The following is a 20,081-nucleotide window of genomic DNA, read 5'->3' as shown; positions in this document are numbered from 1 at the left end:
GGGAAGTTGTGGCCGCGAATCCTATTCTGCTCTCGCCTTTCACGGAGATCAGCGCAAGCATATCGTCCATGAGCGTGACTTCGATGAAACGGCGTGCGCGTCGCCGGCTGCACTTTCCGGCGTGGATGGACCGCCGCCGCGACCATCGTGTCCGCCCGCCGCCGGACCTTCTGGCCGCGCCCTCGGACACGGTGCCGGCCGGCATCGCCGTCGGGCTGGCCTTGCAGCATCTGTCGGTGCAGGCCGTCTATCTCCTCCTGCCCCTGGCGGTGGCGCGGGCGCTGGACCTCGATGCGGTGGCGACGGTCCAGTTCCTGTCGCTGACCCTGCTCGCGATGGCCGTGACCACGGCGCTGCACACGATGTCGCGCGGGCCCATCGGGTCGGGCTATCCGCTGAGCTGCATTCCCGCGCCGGTCGCGATGTCGAGCTATGTGGGGCTGGCCGCCTTCAGCCTCACCCCGGGCCAGGCGGCACCCTCCATCATCCTGGCCGGGCTGGGCGGCCTCGCCCTCGTGCTGCTGCTGCCCGGATTGCTGCGCCGCCTGCCGGTGGAGGTGGCGGGCGTCGTCTCCTTCGTGCTGGGCATGAGCCTGTTGCCCGTGGCGGCCGAGATGGGCCTCCGCAGCCCGGCCGATCCCTGGGTCAGCGGCTTCGCCGTGCTGGTGCTGCTGGGCATCGTGGTGGCCAATGTGGCGAATTGGCGCTTCGCCTCCTTCGGCCTGCTGCTGGGGGGCGGCGTGGGCAGCGTCATCGCCCTCGCGGCATGGACGCCGGCCTCGGCCATCCTGGCCGAGCTGTGGGAGCAGCCGCTTTTCTCCCCTCCCCAGCTGGCGTTCCCGCCGGTGACGGAGTTTCGGCTGGACGTGACCCTGGCCTTCCTCGTGATCTCGGTGGGGCTGCTGCCCGGCGTGCTCGCCAATGTGCTGACGCTGCAGCGCCTGGGCAACGCGGATTGGCTGAAGCCCGACCCGGGGCCGCTGCAGCGCTCCTTCGTCGCGACCTCGCTGGGCCTGGTCTCGGCCGGGGCGCTGGGGGGGATGGTGGCCACCACCTCGGCCGGCGGCGTCGGGCTCACGGCCGCCACCCGGCTGATGTCGCGGCGCATCATCTGGGTGAACCTGGCCATCCTGGTGGGGCTGGCCTGTTCGCCCTGGCTCATCGGCCATCTGCTGCTGCTGCCCGCGCCGGTCTCCGCGGCCATGCTGCTGTTCATCGCCTGCTTCATGCTGGGTTCGGGCGTGCAGCAGATCGCGGGGCGCGTGCTGGACAAGCGACGGACCTGCGTGGTCGGCCTCGGCCTCAGCGCCGCCTTCCTGGACCTGCTGGCGCGGGAGCATCTGGCGGCCCTGCTGCCCGCGGCGCTGCTGGGCCCGGTGACGCTGGGCTTCCTCGTCTCCCTCGGCGTGCATGTGCTGACCTTGCCGTTGGTGACGCGGCGGACAGAGGCGGTGATCACCCTCGACGAGAGCGCGCCGCGCGCGCTGGACCGGTTCGTCACCGCCTCGGCCGGCGCCTTCGGCCTGCGCCGCGCCACGGCCGAGGCGGCCGGCCATGCCGCGATCGAGGTGGGCGAGATCCTGGCCGCGCGCGGGGTGGCGCAGCTGGAGGCCGAGATGCGCGTCGCCGACAACCGCGTGCGCCTCCTGCTCCGTCACGCCGGCGCGCCCCTGCCGCGCCCCGCGCGGGACCCCAAGGCCCATGACGTCGCGGCCGGCGAGGATGATGCGAGGGAGGCCTTCGCCATGTGGCTGGCCGCGCGCGAGGCCGATGCCTGCGTGCCCCGCGCCCTGCCGCAGGGTTCGCAGCTGGTGCTGGAGTTCAGCGAATAGGGAAGCCCTATCCGATGCGCCGGTAGCGCAGCCCGCGCGCCAGCCAGCAGCCCACCACCACCTCTGTCGCCACGCCGCCGCCATCACGGCGGAAATGCAGCGTCCAGTCGCCGGGCGGCGTGTGGTCCAGGGCGCGCGGGCAGGGCAGGGCCCAGACATCGGGGCCGATGGGTTCCAGCAATTCCATCCGCCCCTGGCCCAGGAAGCCCGAGAAGCCGCCATAGGGGGCGCCGCCGGCCTGGGTCACCCAGAGTTCCGCGTCGAGTTCCTCGCAGCGGAAGCGGCCCTCGATGTCCATGCGGGATTCGCCGCGCAGGGGTTCGAGGCGGGTGGACATGTTCTCCTGCGGGCGGTCCATCCAGAGCCCGTCGGCGGCAGGGCGGAGGCGGGTGCGGCCATTTGTGGCGCCGCCCTCGGGCAGCATCTCCAGCCGCTCCGGCCCATGGCCGAAGCGCAGGCGGATGGCGCCGCCCGGCGCGTCCAGCCGCACGGCCAACCCGCTCTCGGGTTCCAGATAGGCGCCGAGCCAGTCGGGGCCGGGGCCTTCCAGCGGGCCGGGGCGGGGGCGTTCCTCGCCCAGCACGGCGGCCAGCGCGTCGAGCGCCGCGGCCTGGGCATCGGCGAAATGGTTGAACATGACGACCACGGAGATGCGCGCCTCGGCCACATGCAGGCGGTGGCTGCGCCAGCCGCGCAGCGCGCCGCCATGGCCCGTCACCGCCATGCCGAATTCCCGGCCGCGGCCCAGGCCGAACCCATAGGGCGCCTCTTCCCCGCCCGCGAAATGCACGGGGGCAGAGAGGCGGTTGTAGAGGCCGCGCGGCGCCTCGCGCGTGGCGTCAATGTAGCGTTCCCAGGCGATCATGTCGTCCAAGGTGGCGCCCAACGCCGCATCGCCGGTCCAGAGGATGCGGTTCTCGGCCGCGCGGAAGCCCGAGACGGGGTTGCCCTCATAGCCCTCGGTACCGTCGGGCATGGCGCGGGTGTCGGCGGCGAGGAAGGCGCCCTCCATGCCCGCGCGGTCGAAGATGTAGCGGCGCAGCAATTCCGCGAAGCCGCGGCCGGTGTGGTTCTCCACCAGGTCCGACAGCAGGCGGAAATTCTGGTTCACATAGGAATAGCGCGTGCCGGGGGCGAAATGCAGGCTGCGCGTGCCGCCGATGACGCGCGCGGCCTCCACATCGCCGAAGGGCGCCTCGGCGGGCGAGCCGTGCAGCATGGCCACGGCCCAATAGTCCCGCAGGCCGGACTGGTTGTGGCAGAGATCCAGGATGGACGGGGCCGCCCCCTCCAGCAGCGGCAGGCGCGCGCGCAGGGGCGCGTCCAGCGCGGACAGATCCTCCACCGCCTCCAGCACCGTGCCGCAGGTGAACTGCTTGGTGATGGAGCACATGCGGAAGAGGGTGCGCGGCGTGAAGGGGATGCGGCGCTCGGCATTGGCGAAGCCCCAGGCGTGGCGCACCAGCACCTCGCCCGCGCGCAGCACCGCGATGGCCCCGCCCGGCCCGGGATGGGTGTGCGGGAGTGACTCCACGAATCGGTTCAGGCGGGCGTGCAGGTTCGGCATGCGGCTGCTGTACACAATTCAGTGGCGGCGTGCATCCGGCCAGAACCGCACGCCGGAGGCCGCCCAGCCGCCCGAAAGTGCCGCGGGCGCGCCATCGGCCCGCCAGCAGGCCGCGCCCTCCATCATGCCATCCGGCTGGAAGGCGATGCCGCACATGCCGCCCGCCACATGGGGCAGGCGCAGCACCTCATGGCCGCGGGCTTGCAGCGCGGCGATGGTGGCGTCGTCGAAGGCGGGTTCCATCTCAAGCGGCCCGCCATTGGTCCAGATGCGCGGCGCCTCCATCGCCTCCTGGAGCGACATGCCATGGTCCAGCAGGTTCACCACCGCCTGGAAGGTGGAGGGGAAGATCCGCAAGCCGCCCGGCAGGCCCAGCGCGAAGATGGGCTTGCCCCCGCGCCGCAGGATCAAGGGCGACATGGAGGTGGTGACGCGCTTGCCCGCCGCGATGGATTGCGCGCGACCCGGCACGGGGTCGAACAGCGCCATGTAGTTGTTCGGGATCAGCCCCGTCTCGCGCAGCAGGATGCGCGCGCCGAACAGGGAGTTGATGGTGTGCGTGCAGCAGGCGATGCGCCCCTCGTGATCCGCCACGGTCACATGGGTGGTGTTGGCGCTCTCGCGGTCCGGCGTCAGGCCGGCCGTCCAGGCGCGGCTGCGCGCGGGGTCGAAGAGGGCGCGGCGTTCGGCGGCGTAGTCCTTGGCGATGAGGCGGGCCACGGGCACCGGCACGAACTCCGGGTCGGCGGTGGCGACGGCGCGGTCGGCGAAAGCCATCCGCATGGCCTCGGCCATCAGGTGCAGGCTCTCGGCCGTGCCGAAGCCCTGGGCCGCGAGGTCGAAGCCTTCCACCATGTTCAGCATCTGCAGCACGTGCACGCCGCCGGCCGAGGGCGGCGGCGGGCCCCAGACCTCCACGCCGCGATAGCTGCCATGGACGGGCGCGCGGGGGATGACGCGGGCGGCCGCCAGGTCATCGGTCGAGATCATCCCGCCCTTGCGCGCCAGGTCCATGACGCAGGAGCTGCCCACATCGCCCTCGTGCAGCGCGGCCGCACCCTCCTTGGCGATGGCCTCCAGCGTCTCGGCCAGCGCCGCGTTCACCACGCGCTGGCCGGGGGCGATGGGCTTGCCGTCGGGCAGGAAGAGGCGCGCCATGCCGGCATCGCGCGCGAGGTCCACCGCCACCTCGGCCGTGCACTCGCTGAGATAGGCGCTGGCCGCGAAGCCCCGCCGCGCGAGGCGGATGGCGGGCTCGGCCACATCGGCGAGCGTGAAGCGGCCGTGGCGGGCCAGCGCCGCCTCCCAGGCCAGCAGGTTCGCCGGCACGCAGACGCTGCGCCCGCCGACCGTCTGCGCCGTGGGCGGCGCGTTCTCGAACATCTCGGGCCGCGCGGCGAAGGGGGCGGTGGCCATGCCGTCCAGCACCTCGTGCCGGCCATCGGGGTCGGCGATGTGCATGAGGCCGCCGCCGAAGACGCCCACCATCATGGGCTCCACCACCGTCAGCGCCAGAAGGCTCGCCACCGCCGCATCCACCGCCGTGCCGCCCTCGGCCAGCATCTGCGCGCCGGCGGCGCTCGCGGCCGGGTGGTTGGTGACGACCATGCCGCGCGCCCCTTGGGCGGGCTGCTTGGTGGGGGTGAAGACGGTGCCCGCGCGGGCGCGCCAATCGCTCATGGCGGAAGCGTCGCGCGGGCGGGGGCCGCCGGCAAGGGGAGGGCGGGCTCAGGCAGCGAGCGCGACCGCGCGGTCCAGCAACGCCTGATTGATCGGGCTGTGCGGCCGAAGGGCGAGGCGCGCCCGTCCCACCGACGCCGCCAGGGCGCGGTCGCCGCCGCGCAGCGCCGCCTCGGCCAGCGTCCAGCCGATCACGTCGCGCTGGGCGTGGCTGCCGCCGAACCGGCCCCTGATCTCGCCCAGACCGCGCAGCCAGCGCAGCGCCTCGGCATGGGCACCCCGGTGGAAGGCGGCGAAGCCCTCCAGCAGCGGCAGGCCGGTGGTCGCGATCCAGCGCGCCGTCTCGCCCTCGCCACGCGCCGCGTCGCGCATGGCGGCGCGCAGCGCCTCCAGCCGGTCCATCCGCCCCGCGCCGAGATGCGCCATCGCCGCGTGCCAGTCGTTGAAGGGGTAGAGCCGGCCATCGGCGTGCGACGCCCAGAGGTTCGACAGCGCCTCCCAGCGCGAACCGACCTCCACCCCCGCGAGATCGAGCCGCCAGAGCAGCGCCGCCCCGTCCACGAGGTCGAGCGCCACCGGGTTGTGCCCGCCCTGGATGGGTCCGTCATGCAGCTCGAGCGCGGCCTTCGCCTCACCCAGCTCGATGTGGCAGAGCGCCTGATGCCACCAGTTGTGCACCTGGAAGAAGCCGCCCGGGGCCGCCCAATGCGGTGCCCGCCCGGTGATCCAGGCGAGGCCCTCGGCGGCGCGGCCCTGCATCTCCATCACATGCGCGACGGCATGGTGCGCCCAGACGTCGCGCGGCTCGGCGTCCACCGCCGCACGGCCGGCCTCCTCGGCGGCGCCATACTCGCCCATCTCCTCAAGCCCGAAGGCGAGCATGCCGAGCAGGAAGGAGCGTCCCGGCACGCCCGCCCAGGCCGGCAGCAGGGCCGCGATCCGGTCGCGCAGGGCGACGCCGTCGGCGCGGAGGAAGTCCATCAGATGGGCCGCCTGCACGGCCGCGAGGTCGCGCGGGAAGGCCACCAGGTGCTCGCCCAGCGCGTGCGCGGCCGCACTCCACTCCCCCAGCAGCGCGAGGTCGAGTGCCCTCGCATGCCCCGCCGAGCGGGCATCGAGCGCCGCGTCACGCAGCCCGTCCAGCAGCGCGCGGGCGGCGCGGCTTGCCTCGGGCTCGGTCGCCAGGGCCAGCATCCAGCCCTGCATGAGGGAAGCGAGATGGAAGCCCGGTGCCTCGTTCCGCGCGGCGTCAAGCTGCGCGAAAGGGTCGCCGTGGTAGAGGGCGAAGCCCGTGCAGGCCTCGTCAAAGAGGGCGGCGGCGGCGAGGTTGGCGCCGGCCAGCGGCATTCCCTGGCGGTCGGTGATCATGGCGAATTCTCCGTTCTGGGGTGGCCTTTTCTGGCCGGATGCGGCGCGCGCACCCAGCGGGCACATGGTCCAGTCAACGCGATCGGCTTTTGCGGAGGCGGGGCAGGGGGTTACACTGTCACCCGCCCATTCGCCCCCCGGGCCGGGCCCCGAAAACCGACCGGAGGTGCGGAGAGATGGCCGACCAGCGGCTCACCAAGGGGCAGGAGACGCGCCAGCGGATCCTGGATGCCGCCCAGGCGTCGGTGCTGGAGAAGGGCTTCGCCGCAACCTCCATCGAGGAACTGATCGCCGAGACGGGACTGACCAAGAGCGGCTTCTTCTACCACTTCCGCGACAAGAACGCCTTGGCCAAGGCGCTGCTGCGCCGCTACATCGCCGATGACGAGCGCATCTATGACGAGATCTTCGGCCAGGCGCGCAGCCTGGTGGACGACCCGCTGCAGGTGCTTCTGGTGGGCCTCAAGCTCCTGGCCGACCTGATGGGCGACATGCCCAAGGGGCATCCGGGCTGCCTCGTCGCCGCCGCCTGCTATTACGAGCGCCTGTTCGATCGCGAGGTGCGCGCCATCAACGCCGAGGCCGCCATGCTCTGGCGCGCCCGCTTCCGGGCCATGCTCGATGCCGTGGCAACCCGCTACCGCCCGCGCGAGGAGGTGCCGCCCGATGAGCTGGCGGACATGATCTCTACCGTGCTGGAAGGCGGCATCATCATGGCCAAGGCGCTGCAGGAGCCGGAGGCGCTGCGGCGACAGATCATGGCCTTCCGCGCGCTGCTCAAGGGCTTCTTCGTGCCCCTGCCCGAGGCCTGATCAGAGCAGCCAAGGGTCGGACAGCACCACCCCCTGGTCCACCCAGGGCGCGGTGGCGCGGATGACGGGGAGCGACCAGGCGGTGTCCAGCAGCGCCTGGCCACTCGCGTAGCCATGGCCCGGATGGGCATCGAGGAAGGCCTGCGCCGCATCGGCGTGGTCGGGCGCGGCCTCCAGCGCCGCGAACCAGGTGTCGAAGCGCGCGCGGTCCGGTGCGGCGCCGGCCACCAGCAGATGGAAGCGCACGGCCAGGACCGCGGCCTTGTTGGGCACCCAGATGGGGGTGTCCAGCAGGGCGTCGGGCGCGGGCTCCAGGGCGGCCATGGCGCGCGCCAGGGCGGCCGCATCGGGCGTGCCGAAGCGTTCGCGGTATTCGGGGCTGCCGGTGATGCGGCCGATCAATTGCTCGCCGGTGCCGCCCGTTTCCAGGAAGCGTGTCCAGGTGGTGAGGCCCGTGGGGTCCGCCGGGCGCAGCAGCAGCGCCTGGTAGAGGCGGTCCACCAGCGCCGCGTTTTCCTGCTGGTGCAGGGCGAAGCCGCCATCGCGGAAGCGCAGGTATTCCACCTGGTCCCACTGGTCGGTGCCCCATTCGGTGCTGAGGCGCTGGAAGCGGAAGTCGAGCGTCGTCTCGGCGCGCAGGAAGCCCGACACCACCACGTCGCGCCCCGCGCCGCCGAGATAGGCGTTCTGCCCCGGCCCGCCCATGAAGAGGTCATCGCCCGCGCCGCCGATCAGCAGGTCGTCGCCGATGTCGCCGAAGAGGGCGGTGCCCTTGTTGCCACCGAAGACGGTGCGGCTTTCGAAGGCGAAGAGGTCGCCGCGCACCATGTCCAGCACGGGGTCGTAGCGCCAGCGCACGCCCTGGGCATCGGCCTCGGCGCGAGGGCCGAAAAGGGCGGCGATGGCCTCGGCATCCGCCCAACCCAGGCCGCTGGCCGGGCCTGCCTCGGCCGCCATGACGGTGGCCGAGAGCGAGGCGCCCGGCAGGTCGGCCGCGAGGCCGAGGGCCGCACCCGTCACCTTCAGCGCGTCGCGCAGCGTGGGGTCGGGCGGGAGGAGGATGTTGTCGCCCGGCGCGCCGAAGCCGAAGACGAGGTCCGCGCGGTGCCAGGGTGTTTCGACGAAGGTGACGCCGGCCACCACCTGCCAGGCGAAGAGGGCCTGGCGGAGCAGGTCCTGCACCGCCCCGTCCAGCGTGCCGCCGGTGGAGGCGAAGGAGACGCCCAGCACCGCGGGCCGGGGAAATCCGCCGGTCCAGCCATGGGTGCCGGGCGGGGGCAGGAGGTCGCTGGGGGAGAAGGCGAGCATCCGCGAGGAATGTTCACCTTTTCTTTACCTGTCAATCAAAAATTAGACAATTCATTTTGCGTTCATCTCGAACAGCCGCCCGGCTGGCAGCGCCATGGGCCGCCCCGCCGCCACCAGCCCGCCCCAGAGCGAGACGGCCACGCTGTCCAGCATCAGCGGTCCCAGCCGCGCCTCCAGGCCAATGGCGCCGGGCAGGCCGCGGAAATTGGTGCAGTGGATGATGACGGCCTCGGTCGGCGCCTCGGCCACCGCTTCCTGCACCAGCGCGTCCACGCGGGCGGGGGAGTGGGCGGCGAAGCTGTAGTTGCCGGGGTCGTCCAGATGGCGTTCGGCGGTGACGGTGAAGCCCTCGCGCTCCAGGTTCGCGATGATGGCGGCCTGCACGTCGCCCAGATAGGGCGTGATCAGCGCGACGCGCTTGGCACCCGCCGCCCGCAGCGCATCGCGCAGCGCCAGCGTGGCGGTGGTGGCCGGAATGCCGGTGCGCGCCGTGATGGCCGCGCACAGCGCCTCATCCTGCGCGAAGCCGAGCCAGGAGCCGGAGGTTCCCGCCCAGCAGATGGAATGCACATGCGCATCCGCCAGCATCTCGGCCGCCGCCAGCACGGGGCCTGTGTCGAACTGGGTGCGCGAGGCCTCGCCCAGATTGATGGCCACCACGCGGAAGCGCGCGAAATGCGCCGTGACCTCGGGCGTGTCGTGCAGCAGCCCCGAGATGAGGGGCTCCAGCACGGTGTTGGAGGAGGGGGTGAGGAAGCCGAGGCGGGTGGACATGCGGGGCGGGGTCTCCGAGAGGCGTGCGCCAGCACTACCCCCGATGCGCCCCGGCCCCAAGCCGTTCAGCCGCCGGGGGTGAAGTTCGACCCCTCGGTGCTGCGCGTGGCCCAGCCCGTGGTGCGGCGCTCGATCCATTCCGCGATCCAGTAGAGCATGATGCCCATCAGCCCCGTGGTGATGAGGCCGGCAAACACCAGCGGCACGTCGAAGCGGGAGGAGGCCACCATCATCAGCCGCCCGATCCCCGCGTTCGGCGCCACGGATTCCGCGATGATGGAGCCCACGAACGCCACCGTGATCGCGATCTTCAGCGAGGCGAAGAAATAGGGCATGGCCCGCGGCAGGCCGACCTTGCGGATGATGTCCACCGGCCGCGCGCCCAGCGCCCGCAGCACGTCGCGCAATTCGGGCTCCACGGTCGCGATGCCGGTGGCCACGTTCACCAATATGGGGAAGAAGCTGATCAGGAAGGCCGTGATGATGGCCGGCCAGACGCCGATGCCGAACCACACGATCAGCACCGGCACCACCGCCACCTTGGGGATGGAGTTGAAGGCGATCAACAGCGGGTAGAGCCCCTTGTAGACCAGGGTGGAACTGCCGATGGCCACCCCCAGCAGCAGCCCCGCCACCACGGCCAGGCCGAAGCCCACCAGGGTGGTGAACAGCGTCTGCAGGCTGTCATCCAGCAGCGGCTTCCACCATTTCACCGCGGCCTCGAAGATGTCGGACGGCGCGGGCAGGATGAAGGGGACGATGCCGAAGGCGCGGACCACCAGCTCCCACAGCCCGAAGGTGCCGAAGATCACGATCCAGGGCAGCCAGGCTTGCAGGCGGCGGTGGCGGCGCGCCGCGGCCGCCATGGCGATGAGGCGGGCATTGGCCTTGGCGGACATCAGACCACCTCCTCGCCGCGACGCGCGGCGGCGATATAGGCGCGGAGGTCCGCGACCAGGGCTGTGAACTCGGGCAGGAAGGTCGTCTCCATGGTGCGCGGGCGGGGGAAGGGGACCTTGCGTTCCGCGATGATGCGGCCCGGCCGGCTGCTCATCACCAGCACGCGGTCCGCCAGGTAGGCGGCCTCGCGCAGGTCATGCGTGACCAGGATCACGGTGGGCTTGCGCGCCATCCAGACCTGCTGGAGCACGTCCCACAGATCCTCGCGCGTGAAGACGTCGAGCGCGCTGAAGGGTTCGTCCAGCATCAGCAGCGGCGGTTCGTGGATCAGCGCGCGGCAGAGGCTGGTGCGCTGCTGCATGCCGCCCGAGAGCTGGTAGGGATACTTGGCGCCGAAGCCCTCCAGCCCGACCAGCTTCAAGAGGTCCAGCGCCTTCTGCTCATAGGCCGGGCGTTCGCGCCGCAGCCGCGCGCGGTGGGCGGGCACGACCTCCAGCGGGAGCATGACGTTGTCCAGGATGCGCCGCCAGGGCAGCAAGGTCGGGTTCTGGAAGGCCATGCCGACCAGGCTGAGGGGCTCGTCCACCTCGCGCCCGGCCACCACCACATTGCCGTCCGTCGCGGGCCAGAGGCCGGAGACCAGGCGCATCAGCGTGGACTTGCCGCAGCCCGAGGGGCCGACCACGGCCACGAACTCGCCCTCGGCCACGTTCATGGAACAGCCTTCGAGGGCGAGCGTGCCCTCCACCCCGCCATAGCGCATGGCGACGTTGTCGATCTCGACGAAGGCCCGGCTCATGCGGAACCTGCTTGCGGGGTGCGATGGGTCATGCGGGCGGCCTCAACGGATGCGTCCAGCCCACCGCTAGCAAAGCCGGGCGCGCCTGCCCATGCATGGTTGACGGCGCCGGGCGGGGCCAGGGCGGCGCCTGCCCAGGAAACGGGCGTTTCCCGGGGGCGCCGCCCGGCCGTGGGGCAGGCTCAGATCCGGCGCTGGTCGGCCGGCGGCAGGAACTCCTCCGTGTAGAAGGCGCTGGCCTGCACGCGCTGGGGCAGGTTGAAGGCGCCCTCGACGGCCTGGATGCCGGTCTGCATCCGGCCCATGTCCACGGCCGAGATGCCATTGGCGCGGACATGGGGCGTGATGACCACGCGCTCCATGTTCAGCTCGTGCCGGGCCAGTTCGAGCGTGGCGTCGGTCAGCGGCTCCACCTGGCGCAGCGTGCGGATCATGCCCTGGGGGTCGCTGATCGTGTCGCGGAAGCCGCGGATCAGCGCCGAGACGGCGCCGCGCACCACGGCGGGGTTGCGCTGGGCATAGGCGCGGGTGGTGAGGATGGCGCCGCCATAGAGGTTCAGCCCGTGGTCGTAATACATCATGGTCCGCTGCGCCGGCAGGTCCATGCCGATGCCGCGCAGGGCCAGCGCCGAGGTGGTGACGAAGCCCGTGATGCCATCGGCCTCGCGCCGCACCAGCATCGGCTCGCGCAGCGCCGGCGCCACCGAGATGAACGTCACCTTGGAGGCATCCACGCCCGCGGCCCTGGCAAAGGCGGGGAAAAGCTGCCGGCCCGCGTCGAAATCGGGCGCGGCGAGGCGCTTGCCCTCCAGATCCTTGGGTTCGCGGATGGGGCCGTCGGCGCGCACGATGGCGCAGAGCGGCGCGCGGTCATGCAGCACGGCCACGCAGATGAGCCCCGCATCGGGGTTCTGCGCCACGAATCGGATGGCGGGGTTGATGTCGGCATAGCCCATGTCGTGGCTGCCGCTGATCAGCGCCGGCGGCACCCCGCCCGAGCCCTGGCCGCGGTCGATCTGCACATCGATGTTGGCCTCGCGGAAATAGCCCTTCTCCCGCGCCACCAGGGCGAAGGCGTTGGGCGACTGGAAGGCCCAGTCCAGCGTCAGGCGCAGCCGCGCGGCCTGGGCGCGGGCGAGGCCGGGGGCGGCGAGCGGCAGCGCACCCGCGCCGATCAGCGCGGCGCGGCGGGGAAGGCGGGTCATGCGGGACGTCCTTGCGTGCATGGAAGGCGCGCAAAGTGGCGCAGCAGGGGGGCGCCGATCAAGCGCCGTGCATTGTCCTGGGCCGCCGCGCGCCCCATCCTCTTGGCAAAGCGAGGCAGGAGAGCCCCATGACCCATGTCCCCGACGTCTCCCCCCAGGCCGCCTGGGAGGCGCTGAAGACCGACCCGAATGCCGTGCTGGTGGATGTCCGCACCGATGCCGAGTGGAACTTCGTGGGCCTGCCCGACCTGTCGGAGCTGGGAAAGAAGGTCGTGCTGATCCCCTGGCAGATGTTCCCCACCATGCAGGTGAACAGCCAGTTCACCGAGCACCTCCGCAAGGCCGGCGTGACGCCCGAGAGCCGCGTCTACTACCTCTGCCGTTCCGGCGCGCGCAGCCTGGCGGCGGGCCAGGCGGCGCAGGCCGCGGGCTTCCCCCAGGCCTTCAATGTGGCCGATGGCTTCGAGGGGCCGGTGGGGCCCGATGGCCATCGCGGCGGCGTGGCCGGGTGGAAGGCGGAGGGCCTGCCCTGGGTGCAGCGGTAGGCGGAGAAGGGCCGGCTCTCACTCCGCCGGCTCCAGCACCGCCGGCCGTGGGGCCGGCGCCGCCGGGCTGGCCGGGCGGTTCCGCCCCAGCGCCAGGGCGTGCATGGCCGGCACCACCACCAGCGTCGCCACCGTCCCCACCAGCAGCCCGCCGATCATCGCGATGGCCATCGGCCCCCAGAAGACCGAGGTGGTCAGCGGGATGAAGGCCAGGATGGCGGCGAGTGCCGTCAGGATCACCGGCCGGGCGCGGCGCACGGTGCTTTCGATGATGGCCTCGCGGAGCGGCAGGCCGGCCGCCTGGTCCTGCTGCACCTGGTCCACCAGGATCAGCGTGTTCCGCATCACCATGCCCGCCAGCGCGATCACGCCCAGCAGCGCCACGAAGCCGAAGGGCGCGTCCATGATGAGCAGCGCGGCCGCCGCCCCCGGAATGCCCAGCGGCGCGGTGGCCATCACCAGCGCCATGTTGCCGAGATGCCGCAGCTGCAGCATCAGCAGCGCCATCATCACCGCCACCATCACGGGGAAGAGGGCGAAGAGGGAGGCGTTGGCCTTGGCGCTCTCGCCCGCCGCGCCGCTCACCTCCATGCGGTAGCCGGGGGGGAGCGCGGCCACGAAGGGGGCCAGCACGGGCAGGGCGGCGGCGGTCACATCGGGCGCCTGCAGGCCGGGGCGGATCTGCGACTGCACGGTGATGAAGGGCTCGCGGTTGCGGCGCCACAGGATGGGCTCCTCCATCACCGGCACCAGGCGCGCCACCTGCGAGAGCGGCACGGCACCCGCCGGCGTGGCGAGCGTCAAATCACCCAGCCGGTCCAGCCCCGCGCGTTCCTCCGGCGTCGCGCGCAGCCGCACCGCCACCTCGCGCGTGCCCTCGCGCACCGAGGTCGCGTCCACGCCGGAGAGCAGGGTGGCGAGCGAGGTCGCCACCGCCTGGGGCGAAAGACCCAGCTGCGCCACACGTTCCCGGTCCAGCTCCAGGCGCAGGGCGGGGGCACGTTCGCTCCAGTCGGTCTGGAGGGACACCGTGCCGGGCACCTCGCGCAGCAGCGCGATCATCCGGTCGGCCTGCTCGCGCAGCACATCGGGGTCGGGGCCGGTGATGCGGAAGGCCACGGGGAAGGCCACGGGCGGGCCGAAATCCAGGCGCGAGACACGCACCCGGGCCTCGGGGAAGGCGCCGTCATCCACCAGGCCGATCAGCCGCTCGCGAAGGCGTTCGCGCGCCGCCACGTCGCGCGTGACGATGACGAGCTTGGCGAAGTTCTCATTGGGCAGATCGGGGTTGAGTGCGAGGAAGAAGCGCGGCGCGCCCGCGCCCAGATAGGTGGTGAAGTGCACCGCGTCCGGGTCACCCTCGACGGCCTGTTCCATGCGCCGCGCCACCGCTTCGGTGGCGGCGAAGGAGGCGCCCTGGCGGAGGTTGATGTCCACCAGCAACTCCAGCCGCTGCGAGGCCGGGAAGAACTGCTTCTTGGTGGCGGCCATGCCGGCGAAGCCCGCCGCCATCAGCACCAGCAGCGCGGCGAGCGTCAGCAGACGGTTGTTCACCGTCCAGGTCACGCCGCGCCGGAGCAGCCGGTACCAGCGGCCGTCATGCACGTCATGGCCCGGGTTGTGCGGCGCCACGCGCAGCAGCTTGGCGCCCAGCCAGGGGGTGAAGACGATGGCGACCAGCCAGCTCGCGACCAGCGCCGCCCCCACCACCCAGAAGATGCCGCCCGCATATTCGCCCGAAGTGGACGCCGCGAAGCCCACCGGGATGAAGCCGGCCACCGTCACCAGCGTGCCCGTCAGCATCGGCCCCGCCGTGCTGGTCCAGGCGAAGCCCGCCGCCCGCACCTTCTCCCACCCCTGTTCCAGCTTCACCGCCATGGCCTCGATGGCGATGATCGCGTCATCCACCAGCAGGCCGAGTGCGAGGATCAGCGCGCCGAGCGAGATCCGCTCCAGCTCCGTCCCGCGCCAGGCCATGAAGAGGAAGACGAAGGAGAGGGTGAGCGGCACGGCCAGCGCCACGATGATCCCCGCCCGGAAGCCCAGCGAGAGGAAGGAGACGAGCAGCACCACGCCAAGCGCCGCCGCCAGCTTCACAAGGAATTCGTCCACGCTTTCCGCCACGATGGCCGGCTGGTCCGCCACGGCGGACAGCGTCAGCCCCAGCGGCAATTCGGCGCGGATGGCGGCCAGTTCCGCGTTCAGCGCCGCCCCCAGCCGCAGCACGTCGCGGCCCGGTTGCTTGGTCAGGCCCAGCAGCACCGCGGGCTCGCCCATGTGGCGGATGGCGGTGGAGGGCGGGTCGGCCAGCCCGCGCGTGATGGTGGCGATGTCGCCCAGGCGGATGCTGGTGCCGCCGGCCGCGATCGGGATTTCCGCGATGCTCGCCATGCCGTCGAGCCCCTCAGGCAGGCGCAGGTTCACGCGCGTGGTGCCGGTCTCGACCTCGCCCGCCGGCGTCACGGGGTTGTGGCGGGCCAGCGCCTCGCTGATGGCCTGGGGCTGGATACCCAGGGTGGCGAGGCGCGCATGGCTGATCTCGACATGGATGCGCTGCGGTTCCTCGCCGAAGAGCGTGACCTTCTCGACGCCTTCGACGCGCCGCAGCCGGTCGCGCAGGCGTTCGCCCTGGCGCACCAGTTCCGCATTGTCGGCGCCGCGCAGCGCCAGCACGGCGGAATAGACGTCCGAGTATTCGTCGTCGAAGAAGGGGCCGCGTACGCCGGCGGGCAGGGTGTGGCGGATGTCGCCGACCCGCTTGCGGACCTGGTACCAGAGCTCGGGCACCATGCGGGGCGGCGTGTCGTCGCGCAGCAGCACGGTGGTGGTGGCCACACCCGGCCGGCTGTAGGTCTGCAGCACGTCCAGCCAGGGCAGGCCCACGAGGCGCGCCTCGATCCGCTCGGCCACCTGGTTCTGCATCTCCTCGGCGGTGGCGCCGGGCCAGGCGGTGCTGACGACCATCACCTTCAGGGTGAAGGCAGGGTCCTCGGCGCGGCCGAGCTTGGTCCAGGCCCAGGCGCCGGCCGCCAGCAGCAGGATCATGGCGAAGAGGGTGAGCTGCCCCTGCCGGATCGCCGCCTCGCTCGGGTTGAAGCGGCCGAACATCAGCGCAGGCTCCCGGCCAGGCGACTGTCCACCGCGCGCACCCGCGCCTCGGGCATCAGCAGCTGGGCGCCCATGGCGACGATGGGCGTGCCTTCCGGCAGCCCGGAGCGGATGGTGGCGGCCTGGGCGGTCAGCGCCACGACGGTGACGGGTTCGGACACCACGCGCCCCTCGGGGGTGATGCGCCAGACCATGGGGCCCTGGCCGCGGTCATGCAGCGCGCCCAGCGGCACGCGGGCCAGCGGGGTGGCGGCCGCCTGGGTGCCGAGCGTGACGGTCGCCGTCATGCCGAGCCGCGCCCATTCGGGCGGCTCGCTCAGCGTGAAGCGGGCGGCATAGGTGCGCAGCGTGGGGTCGGCGCTGGCGGCCACCTCGCGCAGCCGGGCCGGCAGAGCGACATCGGGGCGCGCCCAGAAGCGGATGCTGGCCTCGGCCGTGCCGGTCCGGTCCTCGGGGAGTTGCACCAGCACCTCGACCTCGCTCGGGTCGGCGAGGCGCAGCACGGGCGTGCCCTCGGCCACCACCTGGCCCGCCTCGCCCAGGATGGCGGTGACGAGGCCGGCGCCGGGGGCGCGCAGCGTGGCGTAGTCCAGGCGGTTCATGGCCAGGTCGCGCTGGGCGCGGGCGGCGGCGAGGCGCTGGGCGGCGGCGCGGGCGGTGGCGTCGCGCGCCTCGTGGAAGGCGCGGGCGACATGGCCCGCGGCCAGCAACTGGCGGGAGCGCGCGGCCTCGGCGGCGGCCTGGGTGGAATTGGCTTCGGCGGAGAGTACCTCGGCCTCGGCCGCGGCGAGGGAGAGTTCCAGGTCCCGCGCCTCAAGCCGGAAGAGGGGCTGGCCGGCGGTCACCTCGGCGCCCAGATCCACCAGCCGTTCGGCGATGCGGCCGGAGGCGCGGAAGGCCACATCGGCCTCGCGCCGGGCGCGCAGCGTGCCGGTGAAGGCGGGGCCGGCCTCGGCGGGGAGATGGGCGATGCGGGCGGCCTGGACGGCGCGAGGCGCCTCCTCTGGCGGTGGTGCGCTGGATTCCGCCTGGGGGAGGCAGGCCGAGAGCAGCAGCGCCGCGGGGATGAGGGCAAGGCGTGTCATGGGGGAGGCTCCGTCGCTGGAGCCTGATTATGCTATCCTCTGACGATTTTCAACAATCATCAGTCAACAAATCACCGATAAAACACTCGGCCATCACTCGGGCACCCGCAGCGCGTCCATCAGCAGGTCCATCGCCTCCTCAAGCTCCTGCTCCATGGCGCTGGGCGCTTCGCCATGGCTCAGGCAGTCGGCGATCAGCAGCGGGTGCATCCAGATCATGGTGCAGTGGTTGAGGGCGACCGCCGTGCGGGCCGGGTCGCGGCGGCGGAAATGCCCGGCTTCCATGCCTTCCGCCAGCAGCCCCGCCAGCACCGTCCGCACCGTTTCCACGAAGCGCTCGATCACGCCCCAATGCTCGGCCATGGCGGCGGCCACCATGTCGTGCAGGCGCTGCTCGCTGATGAAGAGGTCCCGGTCGCGCACATGCAGCAGCCGCAGGATGGCGCGGATGCGCGCCTCCGCCGTGCCGGGGCCGGCGGCGAGGTCGCGCACCTCCGCCTCGATCCCGGTCAGCAGGCGCTGGGCGATGGCCTCGTTGATCGCGCTCTTGGAAGGGAAGAAGCGATACACATTGGCCGGCGACATGCCGCATTCGCGCGCGATGTCGGCCACCGCCGTCTTCTGGTAGCCCAGGCGGCGGAACAGGCCTTCCGCCGCGTCGGCGATACGGGCGCGCGTGATGGCCTGGCTGTCGGGCATGTTCATGGGGCTACCACCGGCGCAAGAGAAGAGTGACGAAATTCGTCATCCAACATGGGGCCTGGTCGCCCCCCGGCGCAAGCCCCCACCTTTCCCCCATGCGCCCCACGGGGCAGGATCGCGGCGGAGGAACCAACATGACCCAGCCGCTCCCGCTCCATGTCGAGCACATCTTCACCATGGACATCACCGTGGGCGCCCCGCAGATGGCGGGCAAAGGCGCCGATGGCATGGATCTTCGGATCGTGCCGGTGACCGGCGGCGTGGTCTCCGGCCCCGCGCTTCAGGGTGAGGTGCTGGGCGGCACCGCGGCCGACTGGCTGCGCGTGGAGGCCGATGGCACCGCCCATATTGACGTGCGCCTGACCATCAAGGCGGCCTCGGGCGGCCTCGTCTATGTCCAATATGCCGGCATCCGCACCGGTGCGCCCGAGGTGCTGGCGCGCCTGGGCGCCGGCGAGGCCGTGCCCGCCAGCGACTACTACTTCCGCACGCTGATGCGCTTCCAGACCGTGGCACCCGATCTGGCCTGGCTGAACCGCACGCTGGGCGTGGGCGTGGGCCAGCGGCCGCCCTCCGGGCCGCGCTATGACATCTACGCGGTGCGTTAGGCGGCAGCTCCGCGCTTGGCGCATGATGGGGTGACGGCCGGGACATGCGCGGCCACGAAATCGCCCCATCATGTCCGTCATGCCGCCCCTTCCCAAGGGCAGTTTCGCCCTTGGAGAACATCATGATTCAGCGCCTCGGCCTCATCCTCGTCCTGTCCGGCCTGGTCCTCATCCTCGGGGTGGTGGGCCTGATGCTCACCGATGGCATCACCCCCGGCCGCTTCGCCCCCGGCTTTGCCGCCATCGGGGCGGCGCTCGGGGGCGTGCTGCTGGTGGTGGGCCTCTTCTCGCTCGAACGCGGGCGGGACCAGGGGCCGGAACTGGGCTGAGGCTCAGCCCTTTTCCGGATACAGCGCCAGCAGCGACGCCTCATCCGCCGCGCAGCGTCCGCGCTCCGTGATCAGGCCCGTCACCAGCCGGGCCGGCGTCACGTCGAAGGCGGGGTTGGCGGCCTCGCTGCCCTCGGCCACCACGCGCACCGTCTCGATGCGCCCGTCCGCGGTGCGGCCGGTCAGTTCCGTGACTTCCGTGCCGCTGCGTTCCTCGATCGGGATTTCCGCCACGCCATCGCGCACGCGCATGTCCAGCGTGGAATGGGGCAGGGCGACCCAGAAGGGCACGCCATTGTCCCGCGCGGCCAGCGCCTTCAGGTAGGTGCCGATCTTGTTGGCCACGTCGCCCGTGCGCGTCACGCGGTCGGTGCCGACGATGACGATGTCCACCTCGCCATGCTGCATGTAGTGGCCGCCGGCATTGTCGGCGATGACGGTGTGCTTCACGCCATGCGCGCCGAGCTCAAAGGCCGTCAGCGCGGCCCCCTGGTTGCGCGGCCGGGTCTCGTCCACCCAGACATGCACATCCAGCCCCGCATCATGCGCCATGTAGATGGGGGCGAGTGCCGTGCCCCAGTCCACGGTGGCGAGCCAGCCGGCATTGCAATGCGTCAGCACGTTCACGCGGCCCTTCTTCGCCGCGATCTCCTGCAGCAGGGGCAGCCCGTTCTCGCCGATGCGGCGGCAGGTCTCGGCGTCGTCATCGGCGATGGCGGCGGCCTCGGCATAGGCCGCGGCGGCGCGGGCCTCGGCGGGCAGGTTGTGCAGCTTGGCCCGCTGCCGGTCGAGCGCCCAGCGCAGGTTGATGGCGGTGGGCCGCGTCTCGGCCAGCGCCTCCAGCACGGCGTCGAGCTGTGCGGGATCCGCGCGCATGGCCAGCGCCACGCCGTAGGCGGCGACGGCACCGATCAGCGGCGCGCCGCGCACCTGCATGGAGCGGATGGCATGCGCCGCCTCCTGCCAGGTGGTCAGGCGCAATTCCTCCACCACCCAGGGCAGCTTCGTCTGGTCGAAGATGCGCACGCCCCAGCCATCCGAATCGAGCCAGACGGAACGATAGGCGACGCCGTTGATCTTCATCGTGCAACCTTCCGGTACCACATGGGTTGGCAGGGAAACCGGCCCCTAGATGCGCGCCTTCGCGCCCGGGGCCAAGCCGCAAGAAGGAATTTCCATGAACCGTCGTTTTCTCCCCGCCGCCGTGCTGGGTGCGGGCCTGCTTCTCTCCGGCCCCGTGCTGGCCGACCAGGACCGTCCGCCCGCGGGCAGCCTCGCGGCCTCCGAGGTGCTGCGCCAGGTGGAGCAGCGGCCGGACTTCGCCTCGCTGCACGACATGGAGTGGGATGACGACGGCTACTGGGAGATCGAATACGTGACGCGCGACGGCGGCAAGCGCACCGTGCGCCTCGACCCGCGCACCGGCGCGCCGCGCGGCCGCTGACCCTGAGGCCGGCGG

At 72.1% G+C, this 20,081-nt stretch carries 18 protein-coding genes; 6 read left to right on the top strand and 12 right to left on the bottom strand.

All coding sequences use genetic code 11. From position 1 onward, the window contains the following. Positions 1 to 125 precede the first annotated feature (125 nt). On the top strand, positions 126 to 1,832 hold the full coding sequence (locus JTN19_RS06785; protein WP_206931146.1) for a solute carrier family 23 protein: 1,707 nt from the start codon (positions 126 to 128) through the stop codon (positions 1,830 to 1,832). Between the two features lie 7 nt (positions 1,833 to 1,839). Here JTN19_RS06785 and JTN19_RS06780 read toward each other — a convergent pair whose 3' ends face one another. Genes JTN19_RS06780 through JTN19_RS06770 form a run of 3 tightly spaced genes read right to left on the bottom strand, consistent with a single transcriptional unit; the run spans position 1,840 to position 6,447 of the window. After that, a complete protein-coding gene (locus tag JTN19_RS06780; RefSeq protein WP_206931145.1) occupies positions 1,840 to 3,399 on the bottom strand; it encodes a D-aminopeptidase in 1,560 nt (519 codons plus the stop codon). Positions 3,400 to 3,417: 18 nt separating this feature from the next. After that, on the bottom strand, positions 3,418 to 5,079 hold the full coding sequence (gene ggt / locus JTN19_RS06775; RefSeq protein ID WP_242530922.1) for a gamma-glutamyltransferase: 1,662 nt from the start codon (positions 5,077 to 5,079) through the stop codon (positions 3,418 to 3,420). 48 nt (positions 5,080 to 5,127) lie between these two features. Beyond that, the gene (locus JTN19_RS06770; protein ID WP_206931144.1) at positions 5,128 to 6,447 is read right to left on the bottom strand and encodes a tetratricopeptide repeat protein; all 1,320 of its coding nucleotides are present in this window, start codon (positions 6,445 to 6,447) and stop codon (positions 5,128 to 5,130) included. A 176-nt stretch (positions 6,448 to 6,623) separates the two neighbouring features. On the opposite strand from JTN19_RS06770, the gene JTN19_RS06765 reads away from it, so the two are divergent. After that, complete coding sequence (locus JTN19_RS06765; protein WP_206931143.1) at positions 6,624 to 7,259, top strand: TetR/AcrR family transcriptional regulator; 636 nt, start codon at positions 6,624 to 6,626, stop codon at positions 7,257 to 7,259. Here JTN19_RS06765 and JTN19_RS20350 read toward each other — a convergent pair whose 3' ends face one another. From JTN19_RS20350 to JTN19_RS06740, 5 genes are all read right to left on the bottom strand, one after another. Next, entirely contained in the window at positions 7,260 to 8,567 is a 1,308-nt protein-coding gene (locus JTN19_RS20350) for a DUF4214 domain-containing protein (RefSeq protein WP_206931142.1), read from the bottom strand. A 51-nt stretch (positions 8,568 to 8,618) separates the two neighbouring features. Beyond that, entirely contained in the window at positions 8,619 to 9,341 is a 723-nt protein-coding gene (locus JTN19_RS06755; protein WP_206931141.1) for a maleate cis-trans isomerase family protein, read from the bottom strand. A gap of 65 nt (positions 9,342 to 9,406) precedes the next feature. Further along, on the bottom strand, positions 9,407 to 10,240 hold the full coding sequence (locus JTN19_RS06750) for an ABC transporter permease (protein ID WP_206931140.1): 834 nt from the start codon (positions 10,238 to 10,240) through the stop codon (positions 9,407 to 9,409). Next, on the bottom strand, positions 10,240 to 11,040 hold the full coding sequence (locus JTN19_RS06745) for an ABC transporter ATP-binding protein (RefSeq protein WP_206931139.1): 801 nt from the start codon (positions 11,038 to 11,040) through the stop codon (positions 10,240 to 10,242). Before JTN19_RS06745 ends, JTN19_RS06750 begins: the two co-directional genes overlap by 1 nt. 182 nt (positions 11,041 to 11,222) lie before the next feature. After that, the gene (locus JTN19_RS06740) at positions 11,223 to 12,245 is read right to left on the bottom strand and encodes an ABC transporter substrate-binding protein (protein ID WP_206931138.1); all 1,023 of its coding nucleotides are present in this window, start codon (positions 12,243 to 12,245) and stop codon (positions 11,223 to 11,225) included. A 128-nt stretch (positions 12,246 to 12,373) separates the two neighbouring features. Here JTN19_RS06740 and JTN19_RS06735 point away from each other — a divergent pair, with 128 nt between their 5' ends. Beyond that, a complete protein-coding gene (locus JTN19_RS06735; RefSeq protein ID WP_191084490.1) occupies positions 12,374 to 12,790 on the top strand; it encodes a rhodanese-like domain-containing protein in 417 nt (138 codons plus the stop codon). An 18-nt stretch (positions 12,791 to 12,808) separates the two neighbouring features. On the opposite strand, the gene JTN19_RS06730 is transcribed toward JTN19_RS06735, so the two are convergent. The 3 genes from JTN19_RS06730 to JTN19_RS06720 form a co-directional block, all read right to left on the bottom strand. Continuing rightward, positions 12,809 to 15,898 carry an efflux RND transporter permease subunit gene (locus JTN19_RS06730; RefSeq protein ID WP_206931137.1) on the bottom strand — a complete coding sequence of 1,030 codons (3,090 nt, stop codon included), beginning with the start codon at positions 15,896 to 15,898 and terminating at the stop codon, positions 12,809 to 12,811. After that, positions 15,898 to 16,983: an efflux RND transporter periplasmic adaptor subunit gene (locus tag JTN19_RS06725; RefSeq protein ID WP_206931136.1), complete on the bottom strand. Its 1,086-nt coding sequence runs from the start codon at positions 16,981 to 16,983 to the stop codon at positions 15,898 to 15,900. Before JTN19_RS06725 ends, JTN19_RS06730 begins: the two co-directional genes overlap by 1 nt. Before the next feature lie 93 nt (positions 16,984 to 17,076). Then, a complete protein-coding gene (locus JTN19_RS06720; RefSeq protein WP_206931135.1) occupies positions 17,077 to 17,688 on the bottom strand; it encodes a TetR/AcrR family transcriptional regulator in 612 nt (203 codons plus the stop codon). A 131-nt stretch (positions 17,689 to 17,819) separates the two neighbouring features. Here JTN19_RS06720 and JTN19_RS06715 point away from each other — a divergent pair, with 131 nt between their 5' ends. Both JTN19_RS06715 and JTN19_RS06710 read left to right on the top strand, forming a co-directional pair. Next, the gene (locus tag JTN19_RS06715; RefSeq protein WP_206931134.1) at positions 17,820 to 18,293 is read left to right on the top strand and encodes a DUF3237 domain-containing protein; all 474 of its coding nucleotides are present in this window, start codon (positions 17,820 to 17,822) and stop codon (positions 18,291 to 18,293) included. A gap of 122 nt (positions 18,294 to 18,415) precedes the next feature. Beyond that, a complete protein-coding gene (locus tag JTN19_RS06710) occupies positions 18,416 to 18,622 on the top strand; it encodes a hypothetical protein (RefSeq protein ID WP_184384220.1) in 207 nt (68 codons plus the stop codon). Between the two features lie 3 nt (positions 18,623 to 18,625). Here the strand turns inward: JTN19_RS06710 and mtnA are convergent, their stop codons facing one another. Next, positions 18,626 to 19,705 carry an S-methyl-5-thioribose-1-phosphate isomerase gene (gene mtnA, locus JTN19_RS06705; RefSeq protein WP_206931133.1) on the bottom strand — a complete coding sequence of 360 codons (1,080 nt, stop codon included), beginning with the start codon at positions 19,703 to 19,705 and terminating at the stop codon, positions 18,626 to 18,628. 94 nt (positions 19,706 to 19,799) lie between these two features. Here mtnA and JTN19_RS06700 point away from each other — a divergent pair, with 94 nt between their 5' ends. Beyond that, entirely contained in the window at positions 19,800 to 20,066 is a 267-nt protein-coding gene (locus JTN19_RS06700) for a PepSY domain-containing protein (protein ID WP_206931132.1), read from the top strand. The last annotated feature ends 15 nt before the right edge of the window (positions 20,067 to 20,081 follow it).

The sequence above is a fragment of the Roseococcus thiosulfatophilus genome (assembly GCF_017311575.1).
GTDB lineage: Bacteria > Pseudomonadota > Alphaproteobacteria > Acetobacterales > Acetobacteraceae > Roseococcus > Roseococcus thiosulfatophilus.
The sequence above is the reverse complement of the archived record's forward strand: the minus strand, read 5'-3'. Positions and strand labels throughout refer to the sequence as shown.